General features: G+C 69.5%; 15 protein-coding genes. 7 read left to right on the top strand and 8 right to left on the bottom strand.

Annotated features, from left to right (window positions below; translation table 11 throughout):
• The first annotated feature begins 24 nt into the window (after positions 1-24).
• Both FCH28_RS04815 and FCH28_RS04810 read left to right on the top strand, forming a co-directional pair.
• On the top strand, positions 25-1452 hold the full coding sequence (locus FCH28_RS04815) for an alpha/beta hydrolase family protein (RefSeq protein ID WP_136738462.1): 1428 nt from the start codon (positions 25-27) through the stop codon (positions 1450-1452).
• Between the two features lie 72 nt (positions 1453-1524).
• On the top strand, positions 1525-2394 hold the full coding sequence (locus FCH28_RS04810) for a PaaX family transcriptional regulator (RefSeq protein ID WP_136738461.1): 870 nt from the start codon (positions 1525-1527) through the stop codon (positions 2392-2394).
• Positions 2395-2443: 49 nt separating this feature from the next.
• Here FCH28_RS04810 and FCH28_RS04805 read toward each other — a convergent pair whose 3' ends face one another.
• The 4 genes from FCH28_RS04805 to FCH28_RS04790 are packed head-to-tail and all read right to left on the bottom strand — an operon-like array spanning position 2444 to position 6250.
• Positions 2444-2902, bottom strand: coding sequence for a MaoC family dehydratase (locus FCH28_RS04805; protein ID WP_136739090.1), 459 nt, complete (start codon positions 2900-2902; stop codon positions 2444-2446).
• Between the two features lie 24 nt (positions 2903-2926).
• Entirely contained in the window at positions 2927-4438 is a 1512-nt protein-coding gene (gene menE, locus FCH28_RS04800; RefSeq protein ID WP_136738460.1) for an o-succinylbenzoate--CoA ligase, read from the bottom strand.
• A 10-nt stretch (positions 4439-4448) separates the two neighbouring features.
• The gene (locus FCH28_RS04795; RefSeq protein ID WP_136738459.1) at positions 4449-5333 is read right to left on the bottom strand and encodes an amidohydrolase family protein; all 885 of its coding nucleotides are present in this window, start codon (positions 5331-5333) and stop codon (positions 4449-4451) included.
• Positions 5333-6250 (bottom strand): SDR family NAD(P)-dependent oxidoreductase, encoded by a 918-nt coding sequence (locus FCH28_RS04790; protein WP_136738458.1) that lies wholly within the window; start codon positions 6248-6250, stop codon positions 5333-5335. Before FCH28_RS04790 ends, FCH28_RS04795 begins: the two co-directional genes overlap by 1 nt.
• Positions 6251-6519: 269 nt before the next feature.
• On the opposite strand from FCH28_RS04790, the gene FCH28_RS04785 reads away from it, so the two are divergent.
• Positions 6520-6945 (top strand): MarR family winged helix-turn-helix transcriptional regulator, encoded by a 426-nt coding sequence (locus FCH28_RS04785; RefSeq protein ID WP_136739089.1) that lies wholly within the window; start codon positions 6520-6522, stop codon positions 6943-6945.
• Between the two features lie 38 nt (positions 6946-6983).
• Here FCH28_RS04785 and FCH28_RS04780 read toward each other — a convergent pair whose 3' ends face one another.
• A complete protein-coding gene (locus tag FCH28_RS04780; protein WP_136738457.1) occupies positions 6984-7394 on the bottom strand; it encodes a DUF6463 family protein in 411 nt (136 codons plus the stop codon).
• A gap of 185 nt (positions 7395-7579) precedes the next feature.
• Here FCH28_RS04780 and FCH28_RS04775 point away from each other — a divergent pair, with 185 nt between their 5' ends.
• Together FCH28_RS04775 and FCH28_RS04770 are read left to right on the top strand one after the other, a co-directional pair.
• Positions 7580-8167 carry a TetR/AcrR family transcriptional regulator gene (locus tag FCH28_RS04775; protein WP_136738456.1) on the top strand — a complete coding sequence of 196 codons (588 nt, stop codon included), beginning with the start codon at positions 7580-7582 and terminating at the stop codon, positions 8165-8167.
• 358 nt (positions 8168-8525) lie between these two features.
• Positions 8526-9998 carry an MDR family MFS transporter gene (locus tag FCH28_RS04770; RefSeq protein WP_136738455.1) on the top strand — a complete coding sequence of 491 codons (1473 nt, stop codon included), beginning with the start codon at positions 8526-8528 and terminating at the stop codon, positions 9996-9998.
• 55 nt (positions 9999-10053) lie between these two features.
• On the opposite strand, the gene FCH28_RS04765 is transcribed toward FCH28_RS04770, so the two are convergent.
• Both FCH28_RS04765 and FCH28_RS04760 read right to left on the bottom strand, forming a co-directional pair.
• Complete coding sequence (locus tag FCH28_RS04765; RefSeq protein ID WP_136738454.1) at positions 10054-10407, bottom strand: VOC family protein; 354 nt, start codon at positions 10405-10407, stop codon at positions 10054-10056.
• Between the two features lie 263 nt (positions 10408-10670).
• A complete protein-coding gene (locus tag FCH28_RS04760; RefSeq protein WP_246102404.1) occupies positions 10671-11441 on the bottom strand; it encodes an alpha/beta hydrolase in 771 nt (256 codons plus the stop codon).
• 280 nt (positions 11442-11721) lie between these two features.
• On the opposite strand from FCH28_RS04760, the gene FCH28_RS04755 reads away from it, so the two are divergent.
• Together FCH28_RS04755 and FCH28_RS37910 are read left to right on the top strand one after the other, a co-directional pair.
• On the top strand, positions 11722-12051 hold the full coding sequence (locus FCH28_RS04755; RefSeq protein WP_136738453.1) for a hypothetical protein: 330 nt from the start codon (positions 11722-11724) through the stop codon (positions 12049-12051).
• A gap of 48 nt (positions 12052-12099) precedes the next feature.
• Positions 12100-12243, top strand: a complete 144-nt coding sequence (locus FCH28_RS37910) for a hypothetical protein (protein ID WP_169314054.1) — start codon at positions 12100-12102, stop codon at positions 12241-12243.
• Between the two features lie 10 nt (positions 12244-12253).
• On the opposite strand, the gene FCH28_RS04750 is transcribed toward FCH28_RS37910, so the two are convergent.
• Positions 12254-12982: a dienelactone hydrolase family protein gene (locus FCH28_RS04750; RefSeq protein WP_136738452.1), complete on the bottom strand. Its 729-nt coding sequence runs from the start codon at positions 12980-12982 to the stop codon at positions 12254-12256.

Raw genomic sequence — 12982 nt, 5'->3', positions numbered from 1 at the left:
CGCCAGCCACCCATGGGAGTCCTCATGACACCGACACCCCCCATCCGTCGCACCCGAACGGTGGCCGCAGCGCTCGGCTGTTGCGCCGCGCTGACGGTGACCGCCGCCTGCGACGGGGCCGGCGGGACAGAAGGCCGGAGCGCCGTGGACGCCGGGGCCACCGCGCACGCCAAGCACTACACCGGCGAGCTCGCTGACGGCGCGCAGTGGGTCGCCGATGTGCCGGACGACTTCAACGGCACGCTCATGCTGTTCTCGCACGGCTACGGGCCGCTCAAGGCGGCGAACGCCCCCAACGCCAAAACCCGCGAGGCGCTCCTCGAACGCGGCTACGCGCTGGTCGGCTCCTCGTACTCGGGCAGCTCCCGCTGGGCGTTGAACGTCGCAGTGAAGGACCAGTTCGCCACCCTCGACGCGGTAAAGAAGAAGGTCGGCAAGGTCGGGGACCCGGAGCGCACCATCGCCTGGGGTGAGTCCATGGGCGGGCTGATCAACTCCCTCATCGCGCAGCACGGGGAGGGCCGTATCGATGGTGCGCTCTCCGCCTGCGGCATCCTCGCCGGGGGCGTCGACTTCAACAACTACCAGGTGGACGGCGACTACGCGGTCGCCCAACTCCTCGCCGCCGGCGAGGAGATCAAGCTGACCGGCTTCACGTCCGACAAGGAGGCCGCCGCCTCCGGCGAGGCTCTGGCGCGGGTCGTCCAGCGCGCCCAGTCCACCTCGCAGGGCCGCGCCCGTACGGCACTCGCCGCCGCGCTCCGCAACCAGCCCAACTGGTTCAGCGGCAAGCAGCCGCCCACGGCGCACGACTACGGGGCACGCGAGAAGCAGCAGGCAGAGGGGCTCATCAAGGCTTCGCTCCCCTTCACTCTCGGGGCGCGCTACCAGGTGGAGAAGGCCGAGGGCGGGCGTATCTCCTCCAACGTCGGCGTCGACTACGCCAGGCTGCTCTCGTACAGCAGCGACCTGCCCCAGGTCCGGGCCCTCTACAAGAAGGCGGGCCTCGATCTGGACGAGGATCTGCGGAAGCTCACGCGCGATGCGCGCATCGAGGCCGACCCGGATGCCGTACGCCGGATGAGGCGCACCGCCGTTCCGTCCGGGCACCTGCCTGTCCCGAACCTCACCCTGCACACCACGGATGACCCGCTGAACCCTGCGCCGCAGGAGAGCGAGTACGCCCGCACGGTGCGCGGAGCGGGCGATCGCGGAATGCTCCGACAGACGTATGTGCAGGGCACCGGCCACTGCACCTTCGAGCCCGCCAACTGGCTGGCCGCCCTGAACGCCCTGGAGCACCGCGTGGACAGCGGCAGCTGGGGCACGGCCACCGAGCCGCGGAAGCTCAACGACGTCGCGAAGGGGACGGGAGAGGGCGGCTTTCCGCCGTTCATCCGCTACACCGCGCCGGAGCTGGTCGGTGCACGCGGGCGCGCCGGAGCGCGGTGACCGTCCCCCCGCCCGCGTCGAGGCTCGTACCGCGGGATCGGGGACTGATCGTCGGAGGGTACGGTGGGCCGCGTGACCACGGAAGAGTCGCTGCGGCCCCAGTCCCTCATGCTGACGTTCCTCGGCGACCAGGTGCTCGGGCGTGACGTCTGCGTGTACTCGGGCAGCATCATCGATGTCTTCGAACTCGCCGGGGTCGGCGAACACGCGACGCGCTCGACGCTCACCCGCATGGTGAAGCGCGGCCTGCTGCACCGCCGGCGCGAGGGGCGGCGGATGTACTTCGGCCTGACAGAACACTCGGCGGCCGTTCTGCGCGACGGCGAGCGGCGCATCTGGCAGACCGGCGCCATCAATCGGAACTGGGACGGGACCTGGACCCTGCTCGGTTTCTCGCTGCCCGAGTCCTGGCAGCGCCAGCGCCATGACCTGCGCGCCAAGCTCACCTGGCACGGCTTCGGGCCGCTGTTCAGCGGCCTGTGGATCGCCCCCGGCGAGGTGGATGTGTCGTCGCTGGTGGCCGAGCTCGGGCTGTCCGCCCATGTGAAGGTCTTCCGCGCGCACGCCGACACCGGCATGGACATCGACGCGATGGTCGAGGAGACCTGGGAGCTGTCCGAACTGGCGGCGCGCTACGAGGAGTTCGTACGGCGCTGGCAGCCGTGGGAGACGCGGCTGCCGGACTCCGAGGAGGCTCTCCCGGGCGCCGGCCAGGGGGATCCTCGTCTCGCGGTGCTCGCGCTGCGGCTACGGCTGCAGGCCGAGTGGCTTCAGGTGATCCGCCGTGATCCGCGCCTGCCGGTCGGGCATCTGCCGGACGACTGGCCTGCGGAGCGGGCCGAGAAGACGTTCCGGGCGGTGTACGACCGGCTGACGCCGCTCGCGCAGGACGCCGCGGAACATCTTCTCGACCTGGTGCCCGTGGTCGACGATCAGGCCTAGGCGGTCAGGCGGCCCAGGCGATGAGGTCCAGGCGCTCAGGTCCTGGCGCTCAGGCGTAGAAGCGGGACAGGCTCTGCAGTACGGCCGCGGGCTTGGCGCCGCCCTCGATCTCGATGGTGCCGTCGACGGTGATCTGCACGCCGCCGCCCGGTACGTCCTCGACCGCGCTCAGCTTTCCGGTCAGCCGGATGCGGGAGCCGACCTTCACCGGTGCGGGGAACCGCACCTTGTTCAGGCCGTAGTTGACCTTGGTCGTGACGCCCTGGACATCCAGCAGTTCGGAGAACAGCGGGATGAAGAGGGAGAGGGTGAGATAGCCGTGCGCGATGGGGGCGCCGAACGGCCCGTCCTTCGCGCGCTCGGGGTCCACGTGGATCCACTGGTGGTCGCCGGTGGCGTCGGCGAAGGTGTCGATGCGTTCCTGGGTGACCTCGATCCACTCACTGGTGCCGAGGTCGCTGCCGGCGAGCTTCTTGAGTTCATCGAGGCCGTTGACAGTGGGGCTGATGGTGGGGCTCATATGCACCTGTCCTCAGGGGAGTTGACGGTTGCCGTAGTGCTCGCGCACCAGGGCTTTGCGGAGTTTTCCGGTGGCGGTGCGCGGGAGTGCGGGCGCGATCACCATCGACTTCGGGATCTTGTACTTGGCGAGGTGTCCGGCGAGGGACGCGAGGACCTCGTCGGGGTCGGGCTCGGCGCCCCGGCGGGGCACGACGACCGCGCGCGGCACCTCGCCCCAGGTGTCGTCCGGCACGCCGATGACCGCGCACTCATCGATGTCCGGGTGGGCCAGCAGCAGGTCCTCGACCTCGGCGGGGTAGATGTTCTCCCCACCGGAGATGATCATGTCCTTGATGCGGTCGGCGAGGTGGATGTAGCCGTCCTCGTCGACGCGGGCCGCGTCCCCGCTGCGGAACCAGCCGTCCGTGAAGGAGGCGGCCGTCTCCTCCGGCAGTCCCCAGTAGCCGGGCATGACGTGCGGTCCGCGCACGACGACCTCGCCGGTCTCGCCGACGTCGACCGGCGTGAGGTCCGACCGTACGACGCGTACGTCGCTGAAGAAGTGCGGCACTCCTGCCGAACCCGCCTTGTCGACCGCGTGCTCGGCGTCCAGGAACAAGGTCCCGGGTGCCGCCTCGGTCATGCCGTAGCCCTGGAGGAAGGTGAGTCCTCGCTCCTGGTAGGTGGCGATGAGCGGGGTCGGCACGGGTGATCCACCGCAGTTGAGGATCCGCAGCGAGGACAGGTCCGCGCCGGCCCAGCTCGGGTGCCGCGCCATCCGGTCGAACATGGTCGGCACTCCGAACATGAAGGTGATCCGGTGCCGTTCGATCAGGTCGAAGGTGGCGTGCGGGTCGAAGGACTCGACCAGGACGCAGGTGCCGCCCTTGAGCAGTACCGGCAGGGTGAGCATGTTCAGCCCGGCCGTGTGGAACAACGGGGCGGAGACCAGGGCGCGTTCGTCGGTGGTCAGGTCGGTGTCGACGAGGACGTTGACGGCGTTCCAGGTCAGGTTGCCGTGGGTGAGCATCGCGCCCTTGGGGCGGCCGGTCGTCCCCGAGGTGTACATGATGATGCAGAGGTCGTCGGCGGTGACCGGCTCGTCGATCGGCGAGTGGAAGGCCCCGGCGAGCGACTCCTCGTATGCGGCACCGACTTCGATGTGAACCTGGACCTCGGCGCTGCCCTCGATTCCGGCGACGAGTCCGGCGTGCGAGGGGTCGTGGATGAGGACCTTGGCGCCGGAGTCGGCGAGCTGATAGGCGATCTCGGGGCCGGCGAGGCGGGTGTTGAGCGGGACGAAGACCGCGCCGAGGATGCCGGCGGCGAACAGTGTCTCCAGGTAGCAGGGGTGGTTGGGGCCGAGATAGGCGATCCGGTCGCCGCGTCTGACGCCCCGGGCACGCAGGGCGTGGGCGAGGCGGGTGGTGCGCTCGCACAGCTCGGCGTAGGTGATCGTGGTGTCGCGGTGGATGAGGGCGGTGCGGTGCGGGGTCTTGCGGGCCCGGCGTGCGGGCCACGACCCCAGTCCCTCGTTGCGCATCTGACGCCCCTTACGGTTTCGTCAGCCCGAGCAGGCGGGCGGCGTTCTCCTTGAGGATCTTCGGCCTGACCTCGTCCTTGATCGACAGCTGCGCGAAGTCGGCGAGCCAGCGGTCCGGGGTGAGGACGGGGAAGTCGGAGCCGAAGAGGACCTTGTCCTTCAGCAGCGTGTTGGCGTACCGCACCAGCTGCGGCGGGAAGTACTTCGGCGACCAGCCGGAGAGATCGATGTGGACGCCCGGCTTGTGGGTGGCCACGGCGAGGGCCTCGTCCTGCCAGGGGAAGGACGGATGCGCCAGGATGATCTTCAGATGCGGGAAGTCGGCGGCGACGTCGTCCACGTGGAGCGGATTGGAGTACTTGAGCCGGATCCCGCCCCCGCCGGGCACTCCGGCGCCGATGCCCGTCTGGCCGGTGTGGAAGAGGGCGATGGTGCCGGTCTCCTCGATGACCTCGTACAACCCGTAGGCGAGCGCGCGGTCGTTGGGAAAGAAGCCCTGGATGCTGGGATGGAACTTGAAGCCCTTCACCCCGTACTCCTCGACCAGGCGGCGGGCCTGCCGCACGCCGGCCTTGCCCCGGAAGGGATCGATGGAGGCGAACGGGATGAGGACGTCCGGGTTGGCGGCGGCCGCCTCGGCGACCTCCTCGTTGGCGACCGGCTCGGTGCCGGTGGCGGACTCGGCGTCGACCGTGAAGATCACGGCGGCCATGTTCCGCTCGCGGTAGTACGCGGCGGTCTCCTCCAGGGTCGGCTTCCGCTTGCCCTCGACCTTGAAGTAGGCGGAGGAGGCGTTGTGCAGGTCGTCGTCCAGGGAGGAGTGGCCCTTGGCGGACACCTCCGCGTGGGTGTGGACGTCGATCGCGGTGAGAGCGTCGAGGGTTTCGATGTCCATCACGCCTCCGGGAGCTTGGGCGCGGGGATGCCCACCGTCTGGGGTTCGGCGCCGACCGAGGTGTGCCAGGTGTCGGCCAGGGTGTCGGGGGTCCAGCCGCCGTCGGCGTACGCCGTCCTGATCTCCTGGGGATGCGACCAGAGTGCCACCTTGTCGCCGCCGATGCCGATGGCCTGACCGGTGATGCCGCGTGCGGCGTCCGAGGCGAGGAACGGGATCAGCGCGGCGCAGTCCTCCGGGGTGCCGAAGCCCTCGCCCTTGCGCAGGAAGCCGGGCAGCGGCTCGCCGTTCCTCATGGCCTCGACGTACGGGGCGAACGCGGGGATGGTCTCGGTCATCGCGGTCGCGGCGACCGGCACGATCGCGTTGACGGTGATGCCCGCGCGGCCCAGCTCCATGGACCAGGTGCGGGCCATGGCGGCGATGCCGGCCTTGGCGGCGGCGTAGTTGGTCTGCCCGAAGTTGCCACGCTGTCCGGCCGGGGAGCCGACCAGGATCAGGGTGCCGCCCTCGCCCTGTTCGCGCATGCGGACGGCGGCGGCGCGGGCGCAGGTGAAGGTGCCCTTGAGGTGGGTGCCGATCACCGCGTCGAAGTCGTCGTCGGTCATCTTCCACAGGACCTTGTCGCGCAGGATGCCCGCGTTGGTGACCAGGATGTCGAGCCGCCCGAACTCGCTTACGGCGCGGTTGATCAGGCGGTCCGCGGAGTCGGTCGTGCCGACCGCGACGACCTCGGCGACGGCCGTGCCACCCGCCTCGGTGATGGACTTGACGGCCTGCTCGGCCACGGCCTGGTCGATGTCGTTGACGACCACGGACGCGCCGTGGGCGGCCAGGGCCTGCGCGTAGGCGAGGCCGAGGCCCCGGCCGCTGCCGGTGACGACGGCGGCCTTTCCGGTCAGATCGATGCTGGGCACAGATGGGTCCCTTCGCATGGGGTGCGCCGACGAGGGCGCAGGGGTGCGACGTCGAGGCATAGGGGTGCGACGTCGAGATCGAAGCTAAGAGCAATAATTGTTGACGTCAATAGTTGTCGCCGACCGAAGGGATGCGCCACACTGTGACCAGCACAAACTGCGACCAGCAGACAGAACGCCCCACCCCAGGGGCCTCGACCAGGGAGTCCGCCATCACCCGCCAGCAGCACGCCGACAACCCCGCACCGATCGACGCGCACGAGCCGTGGATGCGGGGGCTGCACGCGGACACGGGTTACCTCCTGTACCGCGTGGGCCTGCGCTCCGGGCAGCTGTTCAACGCCTGTCTCCAGGAGTCGGGGCTGCGCCTGCGCCACTACGCAGTGCTGCGTTTCCTCGCCACATCGGAGGGCGCGCTGCAACGTGAACTGAGCGCGCGGCTCGGCTATGACCCGAGCGCGATCGTCGGCCTGGTCGACAACCTGGAGAGCCAGGGTTTCGTCGAACGCCGGCCCGCCCCCGACGACCGCCGCAGCCGCATCGTCGTACTGACCGAGGACGGCCGCGCCTTCCTCCGCGACACCGACGAGGCGAGCGTGCGCGTGACGAACGAGCTACTGGGCCCGCTGGAACCGGCCGAGCGGGAAAACCTGCACGCGCTGCTGCTGCGGATCGCGGAGGCGGGGCTCGACTGACGGGGGCCATTACTGGCGGGGCGCCGCTTGCGCCACAACTAGCTTGAGTGCGCCGGGCGTTGGGAGTGGGAGTCGCCGCGACGGGCGCGGCGGGATCCGATCAGCAGCAGGGCGATCGCGAGCACGAAGAGCGGCCAGGGCGTGAACGGGAGGACCACCGCATCGACGACGGTCCAGCCCCCCAGCGTCCAGCCGATGAACGCCGGCGGGGTGATGCCGCGGCGGTCCAGCCACAGCACCGTCAGGCCGACCAGGATGAGCGGTATGCCGAAGCTTGCCAGGCTCAGAAAGTACGCACTGCCCGCCGGGCTCATATCGGCCAGGTCCTCGTGCCACAGTCCGCCGCTGAACCATGTCCCCGCGTGACGCGCGGCTTTCTGCACGGTCAGGGCGCCGATCGAGTGCGCGATTCCGCTTAACGTGATGATCCAGCCAGCCCACTTGATCACCTGAGTTCTCCGTTCTTGTCACGAAGCCACGCGGCGCGACTTCATTGCGGTTGCCTCGACGAACACGAAGCAGGCGAGTCACTCCGAAACCCTAGTTCCGATACTGCGGTTTCGATACTCACGTTCCGTATCATGGAGCCATGACAGCGACAAGGCAACGCGGTGGACGCCCCCGGGACAGTCGTGTGGATCACAAAATCCTCCAGACCACGCGAGAGCTGATCGACGAAGTCGGCTACCCGGCCCTGACCGTCGACCAGGTCGCGACGCGCGCCGGGGTGGGCAAGGCGGCGATCTACCGCCGCTACACCTCCAAGGCCGAGATGGCGTTCGCTGCCACCATGTACGAGCAGCAGCTGCCGCCGTTCGCCGGCACCGGCTCCTTGCACGGGGACCTGCTGGCGCTGGTCCGCACATTTCACGTCCGCATGGCCACCCCGGCAGCCCGACAGCTGGCACCGGCCCTGATCAGCGAACTTGCCGGCAATCCCGGACTGGATACCCGGTTCCAGGACACCTTCCTGGCCGCCGAACAGGCCGCCTTCGCCGAAATCATCGAACAGGCCGTGGCCCGCGGCGAGCTGGCCGGGACCGTCGACCCCGCGATGGCCCACCTGCTGCTGCTCGGCTCCCTGGCGTCCGCCCTGTACATCCTCAACCTGCCCGTCGACGACGCGATGGTCACCGACCTCGCGGCCGCCGCCACAGCGGGAATCACCGCCCTGGCCGACCGGCACCACAACGACCCCGAACGGGCCGCCGAGCCGCGCTGACAGCGCCGTTTCTCAGATCCCCACGAGGCCGTCGGACTTCTCAGCCGGTCGCAGAACTCGAAGTCGCCCACGACCAGTTCAGGCCGCAGTCGAAGGTGTAGAGGACGGTTGGGGGCCGGTTGGGGACGGTGGCGTGGACGAGCGGTGAAGCGCCGGCCGTCGGCCACGGCCTCGCCGGCGGACACCTTCGTGAGCAGGCGAAAATTGGGGTGAGTTAGGTTCGATGATGCGGAACACTCGGGCCGACCGATGAGTTCTACCAGGCGTGCCGGTCTCTACCGGTAACACCACCCACGTTCGTGCCGACAGCCCGTGGCTGCGAGGCGACTGCGACCAGGAACCCCAGCGAGGTGCTGCCATGCCAACTGTGACCAAAGAACAACCTGCCGTACAGGCGGGCCGAATACCGACCGTGGTGCGGCTGCTTGTCCTGGCCACGTTCGTGGTGATCCTCAACGAGACGATCCTGATCAACGCCATCCCGCGGTTGATGGACTCGTTGGGCATCACCGAGCAGTCGGCACAGTGGGTGTCCACCGCTTTCATGCTGACCATGGCCGCCGTGATTCCGATCACCGGCTGGTTCCTCCAGCGAGTCACCACCCGCCAGGCTTACGCCATCGCGATGGGCGTCTTCCTCGCGGGCACCGCTCTGTCGGCCGTCGCGCCGTCCTTCGAGGTGCTGCTGCTGGGCCGGATCGTGCAGGCCGCGGGCACTGCCGTGATGATGCCCCTGCTGATGACCACGTTGATGATCGTGGTGCCCGAGCATGACCGCGGCCGGGTGATGGGCAACGTCACCCTGGCGATCTCGGTGGCACCCGCGCTCGGACCCGCCGTGTCCGGGCTGATCCTCCAGCTCGGCTCCTGGCGGCTGCTGTTCGTGGTCGTTCTGCCGATCGCGGCTCTGGTGACCCTGCTCGGGCTGCGCAAGATGGACAACATAGGCGAGCCGCAGGTGAGCTCCATCGACTGGCTCAGCGTCTCCGTGGCGGCGCTCGGTTTCGGCGGCCTGGTGTACGGCTTGAGCCTCCTCGGCGAAACCGACGGCGGGCTCGGGCTCGGCATCGGCATCGTCGTCGCCGGGGTCGCGGCAATCGCGGTTTTCGTGATCCGCCAGATCAAGCTGCAACGCACCGGCGTGCCGCTGATGGACCTGCGCACCCTCGGGCACCGCACCTACGGCCTTTCCCTGGCCCTCATCTCCATCGGGTTCCTGGCAATGCTCGGGGCGATGATCCTGCTGCCCCTGTACCTGCAGAAAACGCGGGGGCTCAGCCCGCTGGAGACCGGCCTGCTGGTCATGCCGGGCGGTCTGGCCATGGGACTGCTCGGACCGACCGTTGGGAAGATATTCGACCGGTTCGGCAGTCGGCCGCTGGTGCTGCCCGGCTCGATCGGCATGGTGCTCGCCCTCGCCGGTTTCACCCAGGTCTCGATGACGATGCCGTACTGGCAGGTGCTGGGACTGCACGCACTGCTGATGGTGAGCCTGGCGGCGACCTTCACCCCCGTCTTCACGCTCGGCATGGGCGCGCTTCCCCCGCACCTGTACTCGCACGGCAGCTCGATGCTCGGGACGTTGCAGCAGGTCGCCGCAGCGTTCGGTACAGCGCTCGTGGTGACCGTGATGACCGCGCGCTCCGGGCATCTGGTCGCCGACGGCGTCGCCGCCGTGCCCGCACAGCTGAGCGGGATGAAGCTGGCCTTTGGTATCGCCGCCGCTCTCACTTTGGTGACGATCGCCGTCGCCGCGAAACTGCCGCGCCGGATCCCTGCCGCCGACGCCCAGGAGCACGGCAGCGTCGCGGAGCAGCCCACCGGATCGTGAGGACTGGGGCGGCGCCGGTCAGTGGTGGCGCCGCCCCGGTCAGTGGTGGGCCAGGTCAGTAGATCTGGACCAGGCAGAATTCGTGCTCTTCGGGATCGGTCATCACGACGACCACGCCCTCGTCGTAGTCGTGCCGTTCGCCGGTGAATCGGCCGCCGAGGGCGATGACTTGGGCGATGCCCTGATCGATATCGTCGACCTCGATGTCGAGGTGCAGCCGGACCTTGCCGTGCTTCGGCTCGGACACCGGCTGAAAGACAAGGCGGGGCTGCGAGTCGCCACGATGGCCGAGGTAGACCCAGCCGGGCTGGGACGGCCCCTGCGGGCGGTCCAGCAGTGCACTCCAGAAGCCCGCCACACGTTCCACGTCGACGCAGTCGACGGTCACTCCGGCCCAGCGGTTCGCCATGTCCTCAGCACTCCTGTGATGTCGCGTGCGTTGCCGGTCTCAAGCCACTGACAGCCCCGGCCATACGCGCCCGCAAGTGCCCCACCACCGCCCCTGCCCCTGCCCCGCACCGGCACCAGCCGCTCAGACCTCGTGGAGACGAACCTATCGGTCATCGAGATCCACTGAGACCGCTCAACCCAATTCCTTCGATGAGGTTCGATGAGGGACAGCGTGGGAGTGCCGCGGTTGTGGGGGCGCAGCGATGACCCGTCGGAGAGACCTCAGGACGCGCCCCCGGCCTTCGCCAGTGCCTCGGCCACCAACCGGCCCGCCTGTACGGCGTGTTCGGCGGTCGTCGGGACGCACCGGTTCGCCGCCGGGTCGTACTCGGTCATGATCACGCCTGCGTGGTCGGTGTCCGGCTCCTGGAGAGTCACCGGCCGGCCCGTGGCGCGCAGCGCGGCGGCCAGGTCGCGGGAGTGGCGGGCGTCCACGACGGTGTCCCGGCTGCCGTGGACGAGGTGGACCGGGACGGCCGGGGCCCGGCCCGCGGCGAGATCGTCCAGCGGGGCGGTGCCGGTGGTGCGCGCCGGGAGATCGTAGCGGCCTGCCATGCCCACCACGGCCTTCGGCCGCCACCCCTCCGTGATCTCGGGCCGCAGTGCGACCCCCAGCGCGGCCCCGGACCCCGCAGACCACCCGGCCAGTACGCACGACTCCCCGTCGCCGCCCAGCCCGTCCGCCTCCTTGCGGGCGAAGGCGAGCGACTCCAGCAGCTGTGCCTTGCCACCGTCCGCTGCGTCCGAGCGCCAGTCCGGTACAAGCACCAGCAGCCCGCGCGCCGCCGCGGTGCGCGCCAGCGGCTCCAGGACGTCCCGCTCGTCCGGCCCGATGCCGTGCCAGAGGAGGACGGTCGTCGCCGGGTGTGACGCGTTCTCCGGGCGGTAGAGGTCCAGCCGCTGGCCGCTCGGGCCATAGACCAGCCCACGTTGCGTCTTCACTGCCATGCCCGCGGTGCGCGTGCCGGACGTCTCGGATATCTCGGAAGTCATGGTGATCACGCTAGCCGGTGACGTGTGGGTCAGGGGCGGGAGCGCCCCCGGCGACGATCCCGTAGGTTTTCGCGTCCGCCTCCGCAGGTTTTGCCTGGGGTGCAGCGTGACTTCACCCCAGGAACTCGCGAATTCGCTTCCGGCCGTGTCGGATTTTCCCTTCAATTTTCTCATTGCACGGCCGAGCGCCTTCCGGTGACCGGTCTCCTTACAGAAGGGAATGCGTGCCATGAAACTCCGCGGACAAAACAAGCATCGAGCACGCCGCCGGAGCGGGCGTATGGCCGGCCGGGGCATCGCCGTCGCAACTCTTGCCGCCGGCCTGGCCGGCTACGGCCTCACCGCCGCACCGGCCGCCTCTGCCGCCTCTGGCGTTCAGTGCAACCCGGGATTCGGGGGTTACCTGGGCAGGTGCACGACCGCCGAGCAGCGCGAAGAGGAGGCGAAGCAGGCGGCCGAAGAGCAGGCCAGGCAGCACGCCGAAACCTGCCAGAGGTTCGACAGCATAAGGCAGGGCGCCACTGACGCCGACACGTTCTTCGGCACTCTCCTCGCCGAAGAAGTCGGCAACTGTCCGCAAAGCTTCCGGGCACAAATTTCTGGGAGCTGAGGAACCCACGAAGTAGCCGGGCGCCGCCCCGACCGGCCGGTACCGCCGATGGCCGGTACCACCGCGATCGGGGCGGTTGTGCGTCTGCCGGCCACCGTCATCGAGGAGGTCCGGGACCCGTCCTCGACGAGCGGCATCCTGGCCGACGCAGACGCCTACGCCGACACCGACTACCTTCTGCTGTCGGCCTGACGGCCCGGCCTCACTTCAGGTGCCGGGCGAAGAACCGCGCCGCGGCGTCCCCCGCGAACTGCGGGACGCCGGTGTGCCCGCCCATATTGGCGTGCAGCGTCTTCTCCTCGGAGCCGAAGGCGTCGAACAGGTCCAGGGCCGCCTGCCGGTCGTTCCCTTCGTCGTCCCACTGCAGCAGGACGTGCAGCGGAATGGTGACCTGCCGGGCCTCCTCGAACATGGCGCGAGGCACGAAACTCCCGGCGAACAGAACGGCGGCCGAGATCCGCGGCTCGACCACCGCCAGCCGGGTCCCGATGGAAATCACTCCCCCCGAGTACCCGACCGGGCCGCCGATCCCGGGCAGCGAGAGGAGGGCGTCCAGGGCGGCCTGCCATTCCGGGACCGCCTTTTCGACCAGCGGGAGGACGAGCCGGTCCGCGATCTCGTCGTCGACCGGCTCGCCGGCGTCCAGCGCTCGGCGCAGGTCGGCGCGGGCCTGCTCGGCGGCGGCGGAACGGGGCCGGTCACCGCTGCCGGGGAGCTCGATGGTGGCCGAGGCGAAGCCGTCCGCTGCGGAGTGCCGGGCCCGGGCCACCAGTCGGGGGTACATCTTGTGCAGTCCGCCGGGGTGGCCGATCAGGATCAGTGGAGCCGGTGCGGCGGATTCAGGTGTCCACAGAATGCCGGGGATCTCGCCGAGGGTGAATTCGCGTTCGAGGACGCCGTCGTCGAGGCGCCGTTCGGAAGTGAATTGCAT

Origin of the sequence: Streptomyces piniterrae, assembly GCF_005048155.1 — a bacterium.
Classification (GTDB): Bacteria; Actinomycetota; Actinomycetes; order Streptomycetales; family Streptomycetaceae; genus Streptomyces; species Streptomyces piniterrae.
The sequence above is the reverse complement of the archived record's forward strand: the minus strand, read 5'-3'. Positions and strand labels throughout refer to the sequence as shown.